This is a genomic window from Streptomyces rubiginosohelvolus (genome assembly GCF_014649875.1).
In the GTDB taxonomy this organism is placed as follows: Bacteria; Actinomycetota; Actinomycetes; order Streptomycetales; family Streptomycetaceae; genus Streptomyces; species Streptomyces rubiginosohelvolus.
In genome coordinates, this window is sequence record NZ_BMTW01000001.1 from 1,453,484 (window position 1) to 1,472,632 (window position 19,149).

Annotated in this window: 15 protein-coding genes and 1 riboswitch; of the genes, 5 read left to right on the forward strand and 10 right to left on the reverse strand. The window is 72.8% G+C overall.

Annotated features, from left to right (window positions below):
* Positions 1–280 precede the first annotated feature (280 nt).
* Positions 281–2,395: a hypothetical protein gene (locus IE134_RS06910; protein ID WP_098016455.1), complete on the reverse strand. Its 2,115-nt coding sequence runs from the start codon at positions 2,393–2,395 to the stop codon at positions 281–283.
* A 101-nt stretch (positions 2,396–2,496) separates the two neighbouring features.
* Positions 2,497–3,150: a hypothetical protein gene (locus IE134_RS06915; protein WP_189429846.1), complete on the reverse strand. Its 654-nt coding sequence runs from the start codon at positions 3,148–3,150 to the stop codon at positions 2,497–2,499.
* A 404-nt stretch (positions 3,151–3,554) separates the two neighbouring features.
* Here IE134_RS06915 and IE134_RS06920 point away from each other — a divergent pair, with 404 nt between their 5' ends.
* Complete coding sequence (locus tag IE134_RS06920) at positions 3,555–4,628, forward strand: PucR family transcriptional regulator (protein ID WP_030707611.1); 1,074 nt, start codon at positions 3,555–3,557, stop codon at positions 4,626–4,628.
* A gap of 63 nt (positions 4,629–4,691) precedes the next feature.
* Here the strand turns inward: IE134_RS06920 and IE134_RS06925 are convergent, their stop codons facing one another.
* Complete coding sequence (locus IE134_RS06925) at positions 4,692–5,147, reverse strand: tellurite resistance TerB family protein (RefSeq protein ID WP_030707613.1); 456 nt, start codon at positions 5,145–5,147, stop codon at positions 4,692–4,694.
* 192 nt (positions 5,148–5,339) lie between these two features.
* Between IE134_RS06925 and hemC the strand changes: the two genes are divergently transcribed.
* Complete coding sequence (gene hemC / locus IE134_RS06930; protein ID WP_030707615.1) at positions 5,340–6,272, forward strand: hydroxymethylbilane synthase; 933 nt, start codon at positions 5,340–5,342, stop codon at positions 6,270–6,272.
* A gap of 114 nt (positions 6,273–6,386) precedes the next feature.
* Here the strand turns inward: hemC and IE134_RS06935 are convergent, their stop codons facing one another.
* The 3 genes from IE134_RS06935 to IE134_RS06945 all read right to left on the reverse strand — a co-directional run bounded on the left by IE134_RS06935 (position 6,387) and on the right by IE134_RS06945 (position 8,780).
* Positions 6,387–7,676, reverse strand: a complete 1,290-nt coding sequence (locus IE134_RS06935) for a cation:proton antiporter (RefSeq protein WP_189429848.1) — start codon at positions 7,674–7,676, stop codon at positions 6,387–6,389.
* Between the two features lie 2 nt (positions 7,677–7,678).
* Positions 7,679–8,149 carry a cation:proton antiporter regulatory subunit gene (locus IE134_RS06940; RefSeq protein ID WP_010056578.1) on the reverse strand — a complete coding sequence of 157 codons (471 nt, stop codon included), beginning with the start codon at positions 8,147–8,149 and terminating at the stop codon, positions 7,679–7,681.
* A 64-nt stretch (positions 8,150–8,213) separates the two neighbouring features.
* Positions 8,214–8,780, reverse strand: a complete 567-nt coding sequence (locus tag IE134_RS06945) for a flavoprotein (RefSeq protein WP_189429851.1) — start codon at positions 8,778–8,780, stop codon at positions 8,214–8,216.
* 157 nt (positions 8,781–8,937) lie between these two features.
* Between IE134_RS06945 and IE134_RS06950 the strand changes: the two genes are divergently transcribed.
* A complete protein-coding gene (locus tag IE134_RS06950) occupies positions 8,938–9,582 on the forward strand; it encodes a dihydrofolate reductase family protein (protein WP_098016452.1) in 645 nt (214 codons plus the stop codon).
* A gap of 96 nt (positions 9,583–9,678) precedes the next feature.
* On the opposite strand, the gene IE134_RS06955 is transcribed toward IE134_RS06950, so the two are convergent.
* Complete coding sequence (locus IE134_RS06955) at positions 9,679–10,788, reverse strand: cobalt-precorrin-5B (C(1))-methyltransferase (RefSeq protein ID WP_030707624.1); 1,110 nt, start codon at positions 10,786–10,788, stop codon at positions 9,679–9,681.
* A 17-nt stretch (positions 10,789–10,805) separates the two neighbouring features.
* Between IE134_RS06955 and IE134_RS06960 the strand changes: the two genes are divergently transcribed.
* The gene (locus tag IE134_RS06960) at positions 10,806–11,576 is read left to right on the forward strand and encodes a cobalt-precorrin-6A reductase (RefSeq protein ID WP_030707626.1); all 771 of its coding nucleotides are present in this window, start codon (positions 10,806–10,808) and stop codon (positions 11,574–11,576) included.
* 62 nt (positions 11,577–11,638) lie between these two features.
* On the opposite strand, the gene IE134_RS06965 is transcribed toward IE134_RS06960, so the two are convergent.
* From IE134_RS06965 to IE134_RS06975, 3 genes are read right to left on the reverse strand one after another with little or no spacing between them, the layout of a single operon-like run.
* A complete protein-coding gene (locus IE134_RS06965; RefSeq protein ID WP_189429853.1) occupies positions 11,639–13,153 on the reverse strand; it encodes a precorrin-2 C(20)-methyltransferase in 1,515 nt (504 codons plus the stop codon).
* A gap of 2 nt (positions 13,154–13,155) precedes the next feature.
* Positions 13,156–13,782 (reverse strand): precorrin-8X methylmutase, encoded by a 627-nt coding sequence (locus tag IE134_RS06970; RefSeq protein WP_030707630.1) that lies wholly within the window; start codon positions 13,780–13,782, stop codon positions 13,156–13,158.
* A gap of 28 nt (positions 13,783–13,810) precedes the next feature.
* Positions 13,811–15,121 carry a ferredoxin-like domain-containing protein gene (locus tag IE134_RS06975; RefSeq protein ID WP_189429855.1) on the reverse strand — a complete coding sequence of 437 codons (1,311 nt, stop codon included), beginning with the start codon at positions 15,119–15,121 and terminating at the stop codon, positions 13,811–13,813.
* A gap of 186 nt (positions 15,122–15,307) precedes the next feature.
* Positions 15,308–15,393: riboswitch (cobalamin riboswitch) on the forward strand.
* Positions 15,394–15,487: 94 nt separating this feature from the next.
* Between IE134_RS06975 and cobN the strand changes: the two genes are divergently transcribed.
* Positions 15,488–19,093 (forward strand): cobaltochelatase subunit CobN, encoded by a 3,606-nt coding sequence (gene cobN, locus IE134_RS06980; protein ID WP_189429858.1) that lies wholly within the window; start codon positions 15,488–15,490, stop codon positions 19,091–19,093.
* The last annotated feature ends 56 nt before the right edge of the window (positions 19,094–19,149 follow it).

A 19,149-nucleotide genomic window follows, 5' to 3' on the forward strand; every position in this document is an offset into this window, starting at 1 on the left:
TGGGCCTGCTTCCGGCGTGGGGGCGGGCCCGGAGATCCAGCCTGTCCGGCGTTTGAGGACGGAACCCCTGACCCGGAGGGCCCCGCCCTGCCGGGCGGACCAGGCCTTGGTGCGCCCACCCCCGTGGGACGCACACCCAGACCTTCCGGCCCCCCGGGCCAAGGGTTCCGTCCTCAAACGCCGGACGGGCTTGAAATGGCGGCCCGCCCGTCCCCCCGGCCGAGGGCGGATCTCAAACGTCGGACGGGCTGGAGACGGCGGCCCGCCAAGCTGCCTGGAGCTACCCCTTGGCCCCGTTCAGCGACACCGCCGCAGGAGCCACCTTCGTACCGCCGGCCACCGCCCCCACCGGCAGATCCGCCAGCCCCAGCTCCTTCGCCGCCGCCAGCAACTGCTCCACCTGGCCCGACGCCGCCCCCGGCGACCCCATCAGCCGCATCAGCAGCGCCGACACCGTCAGGTCCCGCACATCACCCGTGGAGACCGACCCCAGCACCCGGCTCAGGTCGTCCGTGAAGGACGACGAACCGTCCAGCCACGATCCCGCCAACGCCTGCGCCGTCTGCGAGTTGTCGACGAACCCGTCGACCGCCTTGCCGAGCGAGACCGACGACACGAGCCGGTCGAAGAAGACGGACTCCCCGCCGACGATGTCGATGTCGGCGTTCTCCAGGCCCGTCGCGAGCACCGTCGCCTGCGCCTCGGCGACCTGCCGCTGCACCTCGAGACCCGCCAGCCGGATCTCCTTCTCGGCGTCGAGCCGCAGGCGGTACTCCTCATGCGTACGGGACGCCTCGTCCAGCGCCGCCATCGCGGCCGCCTTCTCCGTGAGCCCCGCGGCCTCCGCCTTCAGCTTCTCGCCGATGACCGCCGCGTCCGCCGTGGCGCGGGCCTGCGTACCCTCGGCCTCCGCGAGCGCCTTGAGCCGCGCGCCCTCCGCCTCGGCCTTGAGCCGGGCCGCCGTCGCCTCGGCCTCCGCGAGACCGGCCTTCTCGGTGACGTCCGCCTCCGCGTCCCGCACCTGCACCGCCGCGAGACCGGGCGCGGCCGTCTCGGCCTGGACGCCCTCCGCCAGCCGCAGCTTGGCCTGCGCGTCCAGGTCGGCCGTCTTGAGCCGCGCCTCGGCGAGCGTGAGCTGCTCGGCCGCCAGGTGCGCGGACGCCGCCTCCGCAGCCTCGGCCGCCTTGATGTCCTTGACCAGCTTCTCCTGGGCCTCCGCCTCGGCCGCGATGATGACCGACCTGCGGGCCCGCTCGGCGTCCTCGACGGCGCGCAGGGTGAGGATCGACTCCTCCTGCTCGGCGACCGTGCGGTCCACCGCGATCCGCTCCCGGATGACGTCGGCGACCTCGCGGCGCTCGGCCTCGACCTCCTTCGTGGCGGCGATCCGGTTCAGCTCGGTCTCGCGCTCGCGCCCGATGACCTCCAGCATCCGGTCCTTCTCGATGCGCTCGCTCTCGACGGCGATGACCCGCTCGCGGTTCTTCTGCGCGACGGCGATCTCCCGCGCCTGGTTCTCGCGCTGGATGCCGAGCTGCTCCTCCGTCCTGATGAACGCGGTCTGCGCGCCCAGCCGCTCCTCCTCCTGCACCCGGGCGGTGGCCGCCTCCTCGCGGGCCCGCAGGCTCTCGACCTCGCGGCGCTGCTTGATCTCCGCCTCGGCCTGCCGGCGTTCCAGCTCCAGGATCGTCTCGCGGGCGTCGACGTCCTGCCGGGTGATCTCCTTCTGCTCGGTGCGCTGGAACTCGTTCGTGCGCACGTGCTCGATCGCGGTCAGCTCGGTGATCTTCCGGATGCCCTGCGCGTCCAGGATGTTGGAGCCGTCGAGCTGCGACATCGGGGTCTGCTCGAGGAAGTCGATCGCGGCGTCGTCGAGGTGGTAGCCGTTCAGGTCGGTGCCGATGACCTGGATGATCCGGTCCCGGAACTCCTCGCGCTTGGTGTACAGGTCGACGAAGTCGAGCTGCTTGCCGACCGTCTTGAGGGCCTCGGAGAACTTCGCCGCGAAGAACTCCTGGATGGCGGCCTTGTCACTGGCCCGCTGCGTGCCGATGGACTGCGCGACCTTGATGACGTCCTCGACGGTCTTGTTGACCCGGACGAAGAAGGTGATCTGGATGTCGGCGCGGATGTTGTCCTGGCAGATCAGTCCCTCGCGCCCGGCGCGGTGGATCTCGATCTTCTTCACCGAGATGTCCATCGTCTCGGCCTTGTGGAGCACGGGCAGGACGACCGCACCGGTGAAGGTCACGTCGACCTTCTTGGTCTTGGAGATGATCAGCGCCTTGCCCTGCTCGACCTTGCGGAACAGCCGGGTGATGACGAAGGCGATGGCGATGACGATGATCAGGACAACGGCGACGAGCACGCCGATGCCCAAGGAGATGGCATCCATAGAAGAGTCCTTGGCGGCTGGTTGGTACGCGGAAGTGGCACAGCGGAGCGGCGAGGCCGCCGGCGGTCACGGGGACGGGGCGGGGACGAGCCGGACGGACGTCAGGCGCTCGGGCCCGGATCGAGCGCGGCGTCGTAGGACGCGACCCAGAAGAACTCGCCGTCCTCGTCGTACGCGTAGAGGAGCCCGGTGCCGCCCATGACGAGCGGCGCGTCCTCGGCACCCGGCCTCGAAAGCCGGGAGGGGGACGGGAGGGCCTCGGCCCGGCGGACCTGCACGATGGCCGTCGACCCGTCGCGCGAGACGACCTCGGCCTGGCCGAACGTCGCGGTGACGGTGCCGGTGCGGATCGTGCAGACGCTCCCGACGAAGTCCAGCCGGGATGGCGGAGGTTCCGCCGGGAAGAACCGGCGGAAGCGGTGTACGAGGAGGCGGACGGCCCCCCAGGCGAGCAGCAGCGACCCGGCGAGCACGGCGACCGCGAGCAGGGCGCGGGTGGCGCTGCCGGTGTCGCTCTGGCGGAGCAGGACCGTACCGGTCAGGCTCCCGAACCAGGCGAAGACGATCAGCAGGGAGACGGAGACGGCGACCGGGACACCGCCGAGGCCGACCGGACCGGTGTCGAGGTCGGCGTCGAAGGAGTCGTGGCCGGCGGCCCCGAAGAGCACCAGAAGCCAGAAGCAGACGATGACCACCAGAGCGGCGCCGAAGATGACGGCGGGGAATCCGATCGCCGCGCTCAGGAACTCGTCCATCGATCCCACCCCCTGCGGTTCGGCGCACGGGCCCTGAGGCGTGCGCTGCCGTGATCCGGTACGGGGAAGGCGAGCGGCCGGCCGATGAGTGCCCGGTTCGCGGGCGGTCGGCCGGTTCGCGGGCGACGGGCCCGGCAACCGCGGCGTGGTCGTCGTGACCTGCCGCGGCGGCCGGGTCTTTCCCCCGCTTCCCCCGTGCTTCCCCCGTACCCCCCGGTACTTCCCCCGGGTATCTCCCCCGCGTGCTTCCCCCGTGTTGTTGCTGACCTGATCCTGTCATCCGGGACCGGCCCGACGCATTGCCGGATCCCGGCAATCTTTACGCTTTGCTAATGCCGGGCACCGGCACCGCCCCGCACGCGTTGGGGAAGTGACAGGACTGTTGCAAGGCTGAAGGGGAGCGAGTGGCCGAGCCGAGGATTCCCGAGGAAATGCTGGGAGATTATGCCCGCATTCTGGGTGAAGTCGCCCTCACCGGCCGACGTCTGACCCGTGACGAACTGGAGGAACGACGCGCCCTGGGCCGGGCAGCGGCGGACGCGGGCCATCAGTTGCGCGCCCTGGTGACCATGCATCTGGCGCAGACCCGTGAAGCCTGGCCCCGGGCCGCTGCCGGAAACTCCCCCGCCGTCACCGATGCCGTCCTGGCCGCGGTGGAGCAGGCGGTCGACGCGTTCGCCGAGGGCTTCGAGCGGGCCCAACGCCTCACCGTACGGCGGGAGGAGGCGGCGCGCCGGGAGTTCATCGACGACCTGCTCTACGGGCGCAGCGACCTGGTCCGGCTCGCGGAGCGGGCGACCCGCTTCGGCCTGCGGCTCTCCCGGGCGCACGCGGTCGCGGTGGCGTCGGGCCCGGAGGCGTACACGGAGACGGACGCGGTGCCGCGCAGTGTGGAGGCGGCGCTGCTCACGCGGTTCAGCGGGCGCAAGATCCTGCTGACGACGAAGGACGGCCGGATCGTCTGCATCGCGCCGGGCAGCCAGCCCGACGTCCTGCGGTACTTCGCCAAGCAGGCGCACGCTGCGACGGACGGCGGGCAGGTGGCGGTCGGCCGCCCGCACAAGGGCCCCGGCGGGGTGGTCCACAGTTACGACGAGGCGCTCGAAGCCCTCGATCTGGCGGACCGGATGGGGATGGAGGACCCCGTGCTGTACGCCTCGGACCTCATGGTCTACCCGGTGCTGACCCGGGACCGGCAGGCGATGGCGGACCTGGTGCGCAGCGAACTGGGCCCGCTCCAGAAGGCGAGGGGCGGCGCGGAACCGCTGCTGAACACGCTGGCGGTCTACTTCGACGCGGGCTGCGTCGCCGCCGAGACCGCCCGCAGGCTGGCGCTGAGCGTGCGGGCGCTGACGTACCGCCTGGAGCGCATCCACCAGTTGACCGGGTCGGACCCCTCGGACCCGATGCACCGCTACAGCCTGCAGACGGCGGTCATCGGCGCCCGGCTGCTGGACTGGCCGGCCAAGGAGCTGTGAACCTCGACCGGCCGCCGACGCACGCACGGATCGAATGATCCCTGCAGACGGATCGAATGATCCCTACAGGTCGAACTCGTGCGGCGGCAGGTCGAGCGCGAAGCACGCCTCCCGCACCACGGCCTGCTCGGTCGCGTCGAAGTCACCGTCGGCGCCGCCGATGACGATGCCGATCTGGATCACGGCGCGGGCCTCGGCCGGCTTCTTCTTCGCCTTGGCGATCTCCTGGACCACACCGACCTTGCCGAGGGCGAAGTCGGCGGTGAGCTGGTCGACGTACGCGTTGAAGCGCCGCTGCAGGTCGTCGGCGGGGAAGTTCCGCAGGACGTCGTTGGAGGCGATGAGCGCCGCGACGCGCTGGCGCTCGGAGGGGTCGACGGAACCGTCGGCGGCGGCGACCAGGGCGCACATGGCCATGCTCGCGTCCCGGAACGACCCCGACTTCAGCTCGTTCTTCTTCGCCTCCAGCTGCGTCTGCATCGACGACGCGGATTCCTTGATGCGATCCCACAGAGCCATGACATCTCCCTACGTTGCGGTGCGAGGCCGGGACTGAGAAAGCAACTCTACAGACGTGTAGAGAATACTGGCGAACGCCGGCCCGATGTGCTCTCGCACATCTGGCCGACACTCAACACGGCGCACGGAAAGGGGAGATGACGGCCGAGTCCGGTCGATGGGATGGGCGGCCGACCCTCTATCGTGGGCGCCATGCCCGCCGATCTGATCCGCATCGTGTCCCGTGACTCCCCGATGGCGCTCGCTCAAGTGGAGCGCGTAAAAGCGGAGTTGGCGGCCGCCCACCCCGGCATCCGCACCGAGGTCGTTCCGGTCCGGACGACCGGCGACAAGTGGATGGGCGACCTCAGCGCGGTCGAGGGCAAGGGCGCCTTCACCAAGGAGGTCGACCAGGCGCTCCTCGCCGGGGACGCGGATCTGGCGGTGCACTGCGTCAAGGACATCCCGGCCGACCGGCCCCTGCCCGCGGGCACGGTCTTCGCCGCCTTCCTCCGGCGCGACGACATCCGCGACGCCCTGATCCACCCCGGCGGTCTGACCCTCGACGAACTCCCCGCCGGAACCCGGATCGGGACCTCGTCCGTACGCCGCTCCGCGCAGCTCGCCGCGTCGCACCCGCACCTCGACTGCGTACCGATGCGCGGCAACGCCAACCGCCGTCTTGAGAAGCTGGCGGGCGGCGACGCCGACGCGTTGCTGCTGGCGGTGTCGGGTCTGGAACGCATCGACCGTACGGACGTGATCAGCGAGGTCCTGTCGCCCGAGGTGATGTGCCCGCCGATCGGTGCGGGGGTCCTCGCCCTCCAGTGCCGCGAGGGCGACGACGCGGTCATCGACATCGTGAGCGGACTCGGCGACCCGGCGGCGTACCGCGAGACGACCGCCGAGCGGATGTTCCTGCATGTGCTGCAGGGCCACTGCAACAGCCCGATCGCCGGGTACGCGCAGGTCGAACGGAACGGCGACCTCTCGCTGCGGGCGAAGGTGTTCACGCCCGACGGCAAGACCGTGCTGAACGCGCACGAATGGGCGGGCGCGCTGGACCCGGCGACCCTGGGCACGTCCGTGGCGGTGGCGCTGCTGCGGCAGGGGGCACGGGACCTGATCGACGGCATCGCCCACTGAGACGAACGCACGCAGGACCGATCAGCCGACTGCGACGACGACGAAGCCCCCGGACACGAGGTACGTGTCCGGGGGCTCGGCGTGGTCCGCGGATATCGGCGTCAGGGCGGGCGCCTACTCGTGCTTCTCGCCCGCCGGTTCCGGGGTGAGGTCGTCGTGCGAGCCCAGCCGGCGCTCGGGAGCGGACTTGGCGACGGGCTCGGCCTCCGCGCCGCTCACGCCCACGGCCTTGTCGTCGCCGCCGCCACCGCCGCGACGGGCCTCGATCTTCGCCGCGATGGGCTGTGTCCACCGGGCGGTGAGCGGGCCGACGATGACCAGGATCAGGACGTACGCGGTGGCGATGGGGCCGATGCGCGGCTCGGTGGCCACGGCCAGACCGGCGATGACGATGGAGAACTCACCGCGCGCCACGAGGGTGCCGCCCGCACGCCAGCGACCGCGCGGGCCGACTCCGGCGCGGCGGGCCGCGTAGTAGCCGGTGCCGATCTTGGTGAAGGTGGTGATGATGGCCAGCAGGGCCGCGGGCAGCAGCACCGGCGGGATGTCGGCCGGGTTCGTGGAGAGCCCGAAGAAGACGAAGAACACGGCGGCGAACAGGTCCCGCAGCGGGGTGAGCAGCTTGCGGGCGCCCTCGGCGACCTCACCGGAGAGCGCGATGCCGACGAGGAACGCGCCGACGGCGGCGGACACCTGGAGCTGCTGGGCGACACCGGCGACCAGGACGGTGAGGCCGAGGACGACCAGGAGCAGCATCTCCGGGTTGTCGGAGGAGACCGCGCGGCTGATCAGGCGGCCGTGGCGGAGTGCCAGGTAGAGGACGAGCCCGACGGCCCCGAGCGCGATGACGAGCGCGAGGCTGCCGCCGGCCAGGCTGACCCCGGCGAGCATGGCGGTGAGCAGCGGCAGGTAGATCGCCATCGCCAGGTCCTCCATGACGAGGACGCCGAGGATGACGGGGGTCTCGCGGTTACCGAGCCGGCCGAGGTCGGTCATGACCTTGGCGATCACGCCGGACGAGGAGATCCAGGTGACACCGGCGAGCGCGACGGCGCCCACGGGCCCCCAGCCGAGGATCAGGGCGGCGACGGCGCCGGGCGTCGCGTTGAGGACGAAGTCCACGGCGCCGGAGGGGTATTGCGTCTTGAGGCTGGTGACCAGCTCGGACGCGCTGTATTCGAGGCCCAGCAGCAGAAGCAGCAGGATGACGCCGATCTCGGCGCCCACCATGGTGAATTCCTCGCTGGCGTCGAGCGGGATGAGCCCGCCGTGCCCGAAGGCGAGCCCCGCGAGCAGATACAGCGGGATCGGCGACAGCCCTATCCGCCCGGCGAACCGTCCCACGAGGCCGAGACCGAGGATGACGGCCCCCAGCTCCACCAGCAATGCAGTCGTGTCATGCACGGTCAGCCCTCCGCAATGATCTCGGAGAGCGCGTCGACGCCCTCACGCGTACCGACGGCGACGAGTGTGTCCCCGATGGCCAGTCGAAAATCCGGTTCCGGCGACGGGTGCGCGCTGTGGGTGCGCAGCACCGCGACGATGGACGCCCCGGTCCGGGTCCGTGCCCGCGTCTCCCCCAGCAGCCGCCCGCCGTACGGGGAGCGGGACCCGAGCGGGATGTGCTCGGTGACGAGGTCGATGCCCTCGGTCCGTACGGCGTCGATGGGCGCCGGGTCGATGAGGTGCGCGAGGGCGGTGGCCTCGGTCGTCGTCAGGGGGACGGAGAGTTGGCACGCATCAGGATCGTCCTGTTCGTAGAACCCGATGAACCGGCGTCCGTCGTGGTGGACGACGACCGAGATGTGCTGACCCGTCTCGGTCGTGAAGTCGTACTGAGCACCCACTCCGGGCAGTGATGTACGGCGGGTTCCCATGGCTTCCTCCCGGGACGTGCGGCAGCGGACGCGCACTTGGTGATCTCTTTATCCGGCCATTACCTTATCGGGCGGCCGAATCCGGTCCCTGGGCGAGCAGCTCCAGGGCCTCTTCCCAGGGGAAGGCGGCGGTCTCACCGGACTTGGGGGTGTGCGGCGCGCGGGTGCTGACCCGGACCCCCATGCTCCGCAGCCTGGCCAGGCTCTCGGCGTATGCCGGGTGCTGGGCGAGGAGGGAGTTCACGGCCGGGAGTACGACGGTGGGGACGCCGGCTCCGTACGCCTCGCAGAGGACGCCGAGGGCCAGGGTGTCCGCGATCCCGGCCGCCCACTTGTTGATGGTGTTGAACGTGGCGGGCGCGACGGCGATGGCGTCCGGGTCCGGGAACGGGCGGGGGTCGCCCGGGGCGCGCCAGCCGGAGCGGATCGGATACCCGGTCCGCGCCTCGACGGCCGCCGCGTCGAGGAAGCCGAGCCCCTGCGGGGTGGCGACGACGCCGACGTCCCAGCCGGCGTCCTGTGCCGCGACGAGGAGCCGGTCGACGTCCCGGGCAACGCCAGCCGCGCAGACGACGACGTACAGGAACGGCGTCCGGCCGGGCTGGTCCGGCTGGTCCGACTGCTGGCTCATGGGCTCCCCTGGTGATCGCTGAGGCGGTGCGGCTCAGCAGCGTACGGGGGGCGGACGGCGATAGTGGGGGAGAGGCCTGCGGGTGCGACCGGACCGATGAGTTGAGGCGGCGCCCCCGGTCTACCCGAGGAGAACGCAGGAACATCAGGAGGACGGCATGGCTCAACTGCTGCGAGTGCAGAACTTCACGGTGTCGAGTGACGGCATCGCCGCCGGGGAGGACCAGACGCTGGAGCGGCCGTTCGGCCACGTCGACCCGGGCCGCCTCTTCTCCTGGGCGGGCGCCACGGCAAGCTGGCCGAACCGCACGGACCCCGGGGGGAGCCGGGGCCTGGACGACTACTTCACGCGGGACTTCTCCCACAACATCGGGGCGGAGATCATGGGCCGCAACAAGTTCGGCCCGCAGCGCGGCCCGTGGGAGAGCCACGAGTGGCAGGGCTGGTGGGGCGACGAACCTCCGTTCCACACCCCGGTGTTCGTGATGACCCACCACACGCGCCCTTCGTTCACGCTCTCCGACACCACGTTCCACTTCGTCGACGCCGACCCGGCGACGGCGCTGGACCGGGCGCGGGAAGCGGCGGACGGCAAGGACGTCCGGCTGGGCGGCGGCGTCACCACGATCCGCGAGTTCCTCGACGCCGGCCTGATCGACACGCTGCACGTGGCGGTCGCCCCGGTGAAACTGGGCACGGGCCTGAGCCTGTGGGACTCGCCGGACGACCTGCGCGACCGGTACCACCTGGATGTCGTGCCGAGCCCGAGCGGGATGACACACCACCTGTTCTGGCGGAAGTGACGTAGGGGGTGGCCGGGGCGAGGGAGGGGGGGGCGGCCGGTCATCTGCTCGGTCATCTGGAGCGGCGTCCAGTAGCCGTGGTGGGGCGGGGGCCGACTACCCCCGCCCCACCACCACCCCCGCCCGGTCGATGCACAGCACGTCCACCGCGACCGGCGCGCCCCGCAGCACCGCCAGAGCTTCCTCGCGGGCGCGGGCCGCCACCAGGTCGCCCAGGGGGACGCCCGCCGCCTCGCACAGGCGCAGTGCCTCCAGGCCCGTGTTGGCGGTGGTGATCCGGGCGGCCAGGTCTTCGTCCGCGCCGCCCAGACGGGCCAGGTCGGCCAGGAAGGCCTTGTCCACCTGGGAGCGGGCCGAGTGGAGGTCCAGGTGGCCCGCCGCGAGCTTGGAGAGCTTGGCGAAGCCGCCGCAGATCGTGAGGCGGTCGACCGGGTGCCGGCGTACATACTTCAGCACCGCGCCCGCGAAGTCCCCCATGTCCAGCAGCGCGATGTCCGGCAGCTCGTACTCCGCGCGCACCGTCCGTTCCGACGTCGAACCCGTGCAGCCCGCCACATGCGTCAGGCCCGCCGCCCGGGCCACGTCCACGCCCCGGCGGATCGAGTCGATCCAGGCCGAGCAGGAGTAGGGGACGACCACGCCCGTCGTGCCGAGGATCGACAGGCCGCCCAGGATGCCCAGGCGGCCGTTCCACGTCGAGCGGGCGATCTCCTCGCCGTGGTCGACCGACACCGTGATCTCCACGTCGCCCGCCGCACCGTGCTCCGCCGCCACCCGCTCCACGTGCTCCCGCATCAGCCGGCGCGGCACCGGGTTCACCGCGGGCTCCCCGACGTCCAGCGGCAGACCGGGGAGCGTCACCGTACCCACGCCCGGGCCCGCCCGGAACACCACACCGGAGCCGGGCGGCAGCTTCCGTACGGTCGACCGCACGAGCGCCCCGTGCGTCACGTCCGGGTCGTCGCCCGCGTCCTTCACCACCCCGGCGCTCGCGCCCTCCGTCGTCAGCTCCTCCACCGCCAGCGCGAACGCCGGGGTCTGGCCCTTCGGCAGCGTGATGCTCACCGGGTCCGGGAAGTCGCCGGTCAGCAGCGCCGTGTACGCGGCGGTCGTCGCCGCCGTCGCACAGGCACCGGTCGTCCAGCCGGGGCGCAGACCGGTGTGCTTGAGTTGGGCACTGCGACCGCCCTGCGCCTCAGCGTTCATGAGAAGAGTCCGTTCCGATGCCTGTGCCTGCTGCCGTGCATGTTCTCGTTCTGGGCGGTACGACCGAGGCGCGCCGGCTCGCCGAGAGCCTGGCCGGTGACCGGAGCGTCCGGGTCACCAGCTCGCTCGCCGGTCGTGTCGCCGCCCCCCGGCTGCCTCCCGGCGACGTGCGCGTCGGTGGTTTCGGGGGGCCCGGCGGGCTCGCGGAGTGGGTACGTGAGCACCGCGTCGACGCCCTCATCGACGCCACCCACCCCTTCGCCGCCGCCATGAGCCGGAACGCGGCCGAGGCCGCCGCCCTGGCCCATGTTCCCCTCCTCGCCCTCCGCCGGCCCGGCTGGGTCGCCCAGGACGGTGACCGCTGGCACTCCACCGGATCGCTGGCCGAGGCCGCCGGGCTGCTGCCCGCACTCGGCGAGCGGGTCTTCCTCACCACCGGGCGGATGGGGCTCGCCGCCTTCGCGGGGGCGGGACTCGACGCGCTGTGGTTCCTCGTGCGGTCCGTCGACGCGCCGGAGCCGCCGTTCCCGGCCCGGATGGAGGTGCTGCTCGACCGGGGGCCGTTCGACCTCGACGGCGAGCGGGAGCTCCTCCGGCGTCACCGCATCGACGTCCTCGTCACCAAGGACAGCGGCGGCGACGCCACCGCCCCCAAGCTCACCGCCGCCCGCGAGGCCGGGGTTCCCGTCGTGGTCGTCCGGCGGCCACCGGTACCGGAAGGTGTGCCGGTGGCCCGTACGCCCGACGAGGCCGCCCGCTGGGTGGCGCGGCTCCACGCCTCCGGGTAGCGGGCCCGCGCCTCCGATCCGCGGCTCCGCGCCTCCCGGAGGCGGCCCGCCGGGCATCGGCTCTACGCCTCCGGGTAGCGGCGCGGCGTCCAGACGATGTCCCGGCCGTCGTCCTCGCCCCGCTGCACCCACCGCGTCTGCGACGAGCCCACGATCAGCAGCGTCCGCATGTCCACCTCCGCCGGGTCGACGTCGGCCAGCCGTACCGTACGGACGCTCTCCGTCGGGCCGCCCACGTCCCGTGCCAGAACGACCGGGGTGTCCGGCGAGCGGTGTTCCAGGAGCAGGTCGCGGGCCTTGCCGACCTGCCACGTACGGGACTTGGAGCCCGGGTTGTACAGGGCCAGCACCAGGTCCGCCGAGGCCGCCGCGCGCAGCCGCTCCGCGATGACCTCCCACGGCTTGAGCCGGTCCGAGAGGGAGATCGTGGCGTAGTCGTGGCCGAGCGGCGCACCCGCGCGGGCGGCGGCGGCGTTCGCCGCGGTGACGCCGGGCAGCACACGGACGGGGATGTCCGCGTAGTCGTCCTGCGAGGCCACCTCCAGGACCGCCGTCGCCATCGCGAAGACCCCGGGGTCGCCGCCCGAGACCACCGCGACCCGGTGGCCCCGCCGCGCCAGATCGAGCGCGAACTCCGCCCGCTCCGACTCCACCTTGTTGTCCGAGCCGTGCCGCGCCTGGCCCGGGCGGACCGGCACCCGGTCCAGATAGGTGGTGTAGCCGACCACGTCGTCCGCCGCCGCCAGCGCGCCCCGCGTCTCCGGCGTCAGCCACAGCGGGCCCGCCGGGCCGGTGCCGACCACGACCACTTCTCCGGAGGCCGAAGGCGCAGGGCGCGGCGCGTCGACCCGGCTCGGCAGCACCGCCACCGAGAAGTACGGGACCGACTCCGGGTCGATGTCCGCCAGTTCGCCCGTACGCTCCCCGGCCATCGTGGCCCGCTCCACGTACCGCGCCTCCGGCAGCCGGCCCGACGCCGCAAACGCCCCGCGCACCGCGGGGAACGTCCGCCCCAGCTTCATCACGACCGCCGTGTCCGTGGCGGCGAGACGGGCCGTCAGCTCCTCCTCCGGCAGCGTGCCGGGCAGGATCGTGAGGATCTCCTCGCCCTCGACGAGGGGGGTGCCGAGCCGGGCGGCGGCGGCGCTGACGGACGTGACGCCCGGGATGACCTCGGTGGGGTAGCGGTCCGCCAGGCGCTTGTGCATGTGCATGTACGAGCCGTAGAACATCGGGTCGCCCTCGGCGAGCACCGCGACCGTGCGGCCCGCGTCCAGATGTGCCGCGAGACGGGCCGCGGCCTTCTCGTAGAACTCCTCCAACGCGCCCCGGTAGCCGCCCGGGTGGTCCGTGGTCTCCGTCGTGACGGGGTAGACCAGGGCCTCCTCGATATGGTCCGGCCGCAGGTGCGCGGCGGCGATGGAGCGCGCGATCGAGCGGCCGTGCCGGGCGCTGTGGTACGCGACGACGTCCGCGTCGCCGATGGCCTGGACGGCCCGCAGGGTCATCAGGTTCGGGTCGCCGGGGCCGAGCCCGACACCGTAGAGACGGCCCGTGCTGCCGCTGGACTCGCTCATCACTACTCTTCCTCGCTCGCGATGGCGTTCAGTGCCGCCGCCGCTATCGCGCTGCCGCCGCGCCGGCCCCGGACGATCAGGTGTTCCAGGCCCGACGGGTGCTCGGCCAGGGCCTCCTTGGACTCCATCGCGCCGACGAAGCCGACCGGGACGCCGATCACGGCGGCCGGACGCGGGGCGCCCTCCTCGATCATCTCCAGCAGCCGGAACAGGGCCGTCGGGGCGTTGCCGACCGCGACCACCGCCCCCTCCATCCGGTCCCGCCACAGCTCCAGGGCCGCCGCACTGCGCGTCGTCCCCATCTTCGCGGCCAGCTCGGGCACGGACGGGTCGGACAGCGTGCACACCACGTCGTTGTCCGCGGGCAGCCGCTTGCGGGTGACCCCGCTGGCCACCATCGCCACGTCGCAGAGGATCGGTGCGCCCGCGCGCAGAGCGGCGCGGGCGTCGGCCACGGCGTTCGGCGAGAAGGCGAGGTCCGCCACGAGATCGACCATGCCGCAGGCGTGGATCATCCGGACGGCGACCTGGCTGATGTCGGCGGGCAGCCCGGCGAGATCCGCCTCCGCGCGGATGGTGGCGAAGGACTGGCGGTAGATCGCCGGTCCGTCCTTCTCGTACTGGTGCACAGTGCTGTCGCTTTCTTCAGCTGATGGATCAGAGGGATCGGGCGCGGGCCGCGGCGACCGCCGCCGCCAGCGCGGCCGGGTCGTCCCGGACCGTCCGCGGGGGGTCCCGCCGCTCTCCGCGTACGTGCGAGATCCGGTGCCCGTCGGGGGTGGCCACCACGTCGATCCACTCCCCGTGGGGGTGGCCGCAGCGGCGTTCGCACCCGGACCAGTACACAGGGAGCCGCCCGACCGGTCCGACGGCGGCCCCCGCCTCGGCCCGTACGTCGGACAGGGACTTCGCGCAGCCGGGGTGGCCGATGCACGCGCCGACCCCGGTCCACGGGGAGTCGGAGGCGGTGATCAGCCCGGCCGCCGCCAAGGCGTCGAGCGCCGTCGTAGCGTCCTCCGGCCGTCCGAACGGCCCGGGGACGACGATCCCGCGCCACGGGGTGAGCCGCAGTTCGTCGCCGTACCGGCGGGCCGTTCCGGTGAGCAGCCGCCACTGGGTGGAGGTGAGCCGCCCCAGGGGTACGTCGACGCTGATCGCGTCCGGGGAACCGTGCGCGCCCGGGGCGGGGGGAGTGGCCGTACGCGGGCGGGGCCGGTGCACAGCCGGACCGGCCGCCGCCCCGACGGTCCGGAGCAGCTCGGCCCGTACGTCGGTGCGCACTCCCGCCCGTACGTCGTCGGGCAGGCCCTTCACGCGCCACGCCCCCGTCTCGCGGGCGGCCCGCAGGAAGATCTCGGCGGCCAGGAGCGCGGCGCGCGGCCCTTCCCCGGCCGGTACCCGGAACACCTCGTCCTCGGCCCCGACCCGCAGGAGACAGCTGTCGCCCGCCGCGATCAGGGTCACGTCCGCGCCCAGCGCGTCCACGTCACCGCGGCCGTCGTCCAGGGCGAACAGGAAGCGGCCGGAGAGCGAGGCGGCGGCGGCCGATCCGCAGACCAGGGCGTCCAGCCCGGACAACCAGCCGCTGACCGGGGGCGATCCGTCGAGACCGGCGAGCGGCGAGGCCACGATGTTGCGGGCCCGCTCGTGCGCGGCGGACGGCAGCAGCCCGGCGGCGGTGAGCAGCTCGGCGAGGGCGCCGCCGCACGCCGCGTCGAGGCCGCGCAGCTGGACGTTGCCCCGCGAGGTGAGATGCAGCTCACCGTCCCCGAACCGTTCGGCCGCCGCGAGCAGCGCGTCCGCCCGGTCCGCGCTCAGCACCCCGCCGGGCACCCGGACCCGGGCCAGCGCACCGTCGTCGGCCCGGTGCAGGCGCAGTGTCCCCGGGCAGGCGTCGCCGCTGCCGCGGAGGGCTGGGCCGCCCGTGGAAAGGGGCGAGGGGGCGGAATCGGGCATGGCGGCGAGCATACCGACCGGGCCGCTCCCGGCTAGGGGCCCGCCGCTGTGACCTGCGGGACAGCGGCGGTGTACCGGTGGTGGTCGCCGGAAACAGTGATCACCACCGCACCCACGCCCCCTGCCCCGCCCCCACCCCCGCCGCTTAGGATGCTGGCGGTGGTCCGTTCAGGCCGCCATCGCCAGACGGCGACAGGGGAGGAAGCCCGGTGAGATTCCGGCGCGGTCCCGCCACTGTGAGTCCGGCCGCCGCCACCACCGGCTGCCGGACGAGTCAGGAACTCCCTTCCCCGCGTGCCCGGTAGCCACCGGACCGCCCGGGGAGACCCTCCGACACCCGCCCGGGGCGTGGACACCCCGAGGAAGGCCTGACGCAGCATGATCCTGCTCCTGTCGACGTCCGACACCGACCTCCTGAGCGCCCGCGCTTCCGAGGGGCCCGTCAGCTACCGGTACGCCAACCCCTCCCGCGTCGACCTCGGCGGACTGCCGGAACTGCTGGACGGCGTCGACCTCGTCGTCGTCCGGCTGCTCGGTGGCGTACGGGCCTGGCAGGAGGGCCTCGACGCGGTGCTGGCCACCGGCCGCCCGGTCGTCGTGCTGACCGGTGAGCAGGCCCCCGACGCCCAGCTGATGGCCGCGTCCACCGTGCCGATCGGCATCGCCGCCGAGGCGCACGCCTACCTCGCGCACGGCGGGCCCGCCAACCTGGAGCAGCTGGCCCGGTTCCTCTCCGACACCGTGCTGCTGACCGGCCACGGCTTCGAGCCGCCCGCCCCGGCCCCCGCGTGGGGCCCGCTGGAGCGGGAGGCCCGCGCGGTGCCCGAGGGCGCGCCGACCGTCGCCGTCCTCTACTACCGCGCCCACCACATGAGCGGGAACACCGCGTTCGTGGACGCGCTGTGCACGGCCGTGGAGGACGCCGGGGCCCGCCCGCTCCCGCTGTACGTCGCGTCTCTCCGTACTCCGGAGACCGACCTCATCGACCGGCTCCGCACCGCCGACGCCATCGTGACCACGGTCCTCGCCGCGGGCGGCACCAAGCCCGCCGAGGCCTCGGCCGGCGGCGACGACGAGTCGTGGGACGCGGGCGCGCTCACCCAGCTCGACGTGCCGATCCTCCAGGCGCTCTGCCTCACCAGTCCGCGTACCGCCTGGGAGGAGAACGACGAGGGCGTCTCCCCGCTGGACGCGGCCACCCAGATCGCGGTGCCGGAGTTCGACGGCCGTCTGATCACGGTCCCGTTCTCCTTCAAGGAGATCGACGAGGACGGGCTCCCGGCGTACGTCCCCGACGCCGAGCGCGCGGCCCGGGTCGCCGGGATCGCCGTACGCCACGCGAAGCTGCGGAACATCCCGAACGCGGAGAAGCGCATCGCGCTGGTGCTGTCCGCCTACCCGACGAAGCACTCCCGCATCGGGAACGCGGTCGGCCTCGACACCCCCGCCAGCGCCGTGGCCCTGCTGCGCCGGCTGCGCGCCGAGGGGTACGACTTCGGCCCCGAGGAGGACATCCCGGGTCTGGTCTCCGGCGAGGGAGACGAGCTGATCTATGCCCTCATCGACGCGGGCGGCCACGACCAGGAGTGGCTGACCGAGGAGCAGTTGGCGAAGAACCCGGTCCGCATCCCGGCCGCCGACTACCGCCGCTGGTTCGCCGAACTCCCGCAGGAGCTGCGGGAGGCGGTGGAGGAGCACTGGGGCCCGGCCCCCGGCGAGATGTTCGTCGACCGCTCCGCCAACCCGGAGGGCGACATCGTCCTCGCGGCCCTGCGGCGCGGGAACCTCCTCATCCTCATCCAGCCGCCGCGCGGCTTCGGCGAGAACCCGATCGCGATCTACCACGACCCCGATCTCCCGCCGTCCCACCACTACTTGGCCGCCTACCGCTGGATCGCCGCCTCCGCCGAGGACAACGGTTTCGGCGCGGACGCGATGATCCACCTGGGCAAGCACGGCAACCTGGAGTGGCTGCCCGGCAAGAACGCGGGCCTCTCCGCCGCCTGCGGCCCCGACGCCGCCCTCGGCGACCTCCCCCTGGTCTACCCGTTCCTGGTGAACGACCCGGGCGAGGGCACGCAGGCGAAGCGGCGGGTCCACGCCACCCTGATCGACCACCTCGTCCCCCCGATGGCCCGCGCCGACAGCTACGGCGACATCGCGCGCCTGGAGCAACTCCTCGACGAGCACGCGCAGATCGCCGCGATGGACCCGGCGAAGCTGCCCGCGATCCGCGCTCAGATCTGGACGCTGATCCAGGCGGCGAAGCTCGACCACGACCTCGGGGTGGAGGACCGCCCGGAGGACGAGGGCTTCGACGACTTCATCATGCATCTCGACGGCTGGCTCTGCGAGATCAAGGACGTCCAGATCCGCGACGGCCTGCACGTCCTGGGCAACCCGCCCGCCGGGAACGACCGGGTCAACCTGGTCCTCGCCGTGCTCCGCGCCCGCCAGATCTGGGGCGGCACCGCCTCCCTCCCCGGCCTGCGCGAGGCGCTAGGCCTCGACGAGTCGGCGGCCACCCGCACCGCGGCCGACGAGATCGAGGATCAGGCGCGCGCCCTGGTCCAGGCGATGGACGACGCGGACTGGAACCCGGAGGCAGTGGCCGGGGTCGCCGCAGGCCTCCCGGACGCCGTGGCCGACATCCTCACCTTCGCGGCCACCGAGGTGGTCCCGCGCATGGCGGCCACGACCGACGAACTCACCCACGCCGTCCACGCGTTGAACGGCGGCTTCGTCCCGGCGGGCCCGTCGGGCTCCCCGCTCCGCGGCCTGGTCAACGTGCTCCCGACAGGCCGCAACTTCTACTCGGTCGACCCGAAGGCAGTCCCGTCCAAGCTGGCCTGGGAGACGGGCCAGGCCTTGGCGGAATCGCTGTTGACCCGCTACCGCACCGACAACGGCGACTGGCCCACCTCGGTCGGCCTCTCCCTCTGGGGCACCAGCGCGATGCGCACGGCGGGCGACGACATCGCGGAGGCGTTCGCGCTGCTCGGCATCCGCCCCGTCTGGGACGACGCCTCGCGCCGGGTGACGGGCCTGGAGCCCATCCCGTACGAGGAGTTGGGCCGCCCCCGCATCGACGTCACGCTCCGCATCTCGGGCTTCTTCCGCGACGCGTTCCCGCACACGGTCGGGCTGCTCGACGACGCCGTACGCCTGGCGGCATCCCTCGACGAACCGGCCGAGCGCAACTACGTACGGGCGCACACCCAGGCCGACCTGGCGGAGCACGGCGACGAACGCCGGGCCACCACACGGATCTTCGGCTCGCGCCCCGGCACGTACGGTGCCGGCCTCCTCCAGCTCATCGACTCCCGCGACTGGCGCACCGACGCCGACCTCGCCGAGGTCTACACCGTGTGGGGCGGCTACGCCTACGGCCGCGAACTCGACGGCCGTCCGGCCCGCGAGGAGATGGAGAGCGCCTACAAGCGCATCGAGGTCGCCGCGAAGAACACCGACACCCGCGAGCACGACATCGCGGACTCCGACGACTACTTCCAGTACCACGGCGGCATGGTGGCCACCGTGCGTGCGCTGAAGGGCACGGCCCCGGAGGCGTACATCGGCGACTCCACCCGCCCCGAGACGGTCCGCACGCGCACGCTCGTCGAGGAGACGTCCCGCGTCTTCCGCGCCCGCGTGGTCAACCCGAAGTGGATCGAGGCGATGCGCCGCCACGGCTACAAGGGCGCGTTCGAGCTGGCGGCCACCGTCGACTACCTCTTCGGCTACGACGCCACGACCGGCGTGGTCGCCGACTGGATGTACGACAAGCTCACCCAGACCTACGTCCTGGACCCGGAGAACAAGCAGTTCCTCCAGGAGGCCAACCCCTGGGCCCTGCACGGCATCGCGGAACGCCTGCTGGAGGCCGAGTCCCGCGGCATGTGGGCCAAGCCGGACCCGGCGGTCCTGGCAGCGCTGCGCCAGGTGTACCTGGAGACGGAGGGCAACCTGGAGGGCGAGGACTGACGGGGCGGGCCCCGGCAACCGACCGGTGTGGCGCGGCGGATATGCAGTGGCCCCCG

Excerpts from the sequence above, each read along its gene's own strand:
- IE134_RS06910 (WP_098016455.1), bottom strand. The coding sequence starts at position 2,395 with ATGGATGCCATCTCCTTGGGCATCGGCGTGCTCGTCGCCGTTGTCCTG.
- IE134_RS06915 (WP_189429846.1), bottom strand. The coding sequence starts at position 3,150 with ATGGACGAGTTCCTGAGCGCGGCGATCGGATTCCCCGCCGTCATCTTC.
- IE134_RS06925 (WP_030707613.1), bottom strand. The coding sequence starts at position 5,147 with ATGGCTCTGTGGGATCGCATCAAGGAATCCGCGTCGTCGATGCAGACG.
- hemC (WP_030707615.1), top strand. The coding sequence starts at position 5,340 with ATGCCCGCCGATCTGATCCGCATCGTGTCCCGTGACTCCCCGATGGCG.
- IE134_RS06940 (WP_010056578.1), bottom strand. The coding sequence starts at position 8,149 with ATGGGAACCCGCCGTACATCACTGCCCGGAGTGGGTGCTCAGTACGAC.
- IE134_RS06945 (WP_189429851.1), bottom strand. The coding sequence starts at position 8,780 with ATGAGCCAGCAGTCGGACCAGCCGGACCAGCCCGGCCGGACGCCGTTC.
- IE134_RS06950 (WP_098016452.1), top strand. The coding sequence starts at position 8,938 with ATGGCTCAACTGCTGCGAGTGCAGAACTTCACGGTGTCGAGTGACGGC.
- IE134_RS06955 (WP_030707624.1), bottom strand. The coding sequence starts at position 10,788 with ATGAACGCTGAGGCGCAGGGCGGTCGCAGTGCCCAACTCAAGCACACC.
- IE134_RS06960 (WP_030707626.1), top strand. The coding sequence starts at position 10,806 with ATGCCTGTGCCTGCTGCCGTGCATGTTCTCGTTCTGGGCGGTACGACC.
- IE134_RS06965 (WP_189429853.1), bottom strand. The coding sequence starts at position 13,153 with ATGAGCGAGTCCAGCGGCAGCACGGGCCGTCTCTACGGTGTCGGGCTC.
- IE134_RS06975 (WP_189429855.1), bottom strand. The coding sequence starts at position 15,121 with ATGCTCGCCGCCATGCCCGATTCCGCCCCCTCGCCCCTTTCCACGGGC.
- cobN (WP_189429858.1), top strand. The coding sequence starts at position 15,488 with ATGATCCTGCTCCTGTCGACGTCCGACACCGACCTCCTGAGCGCCCGC.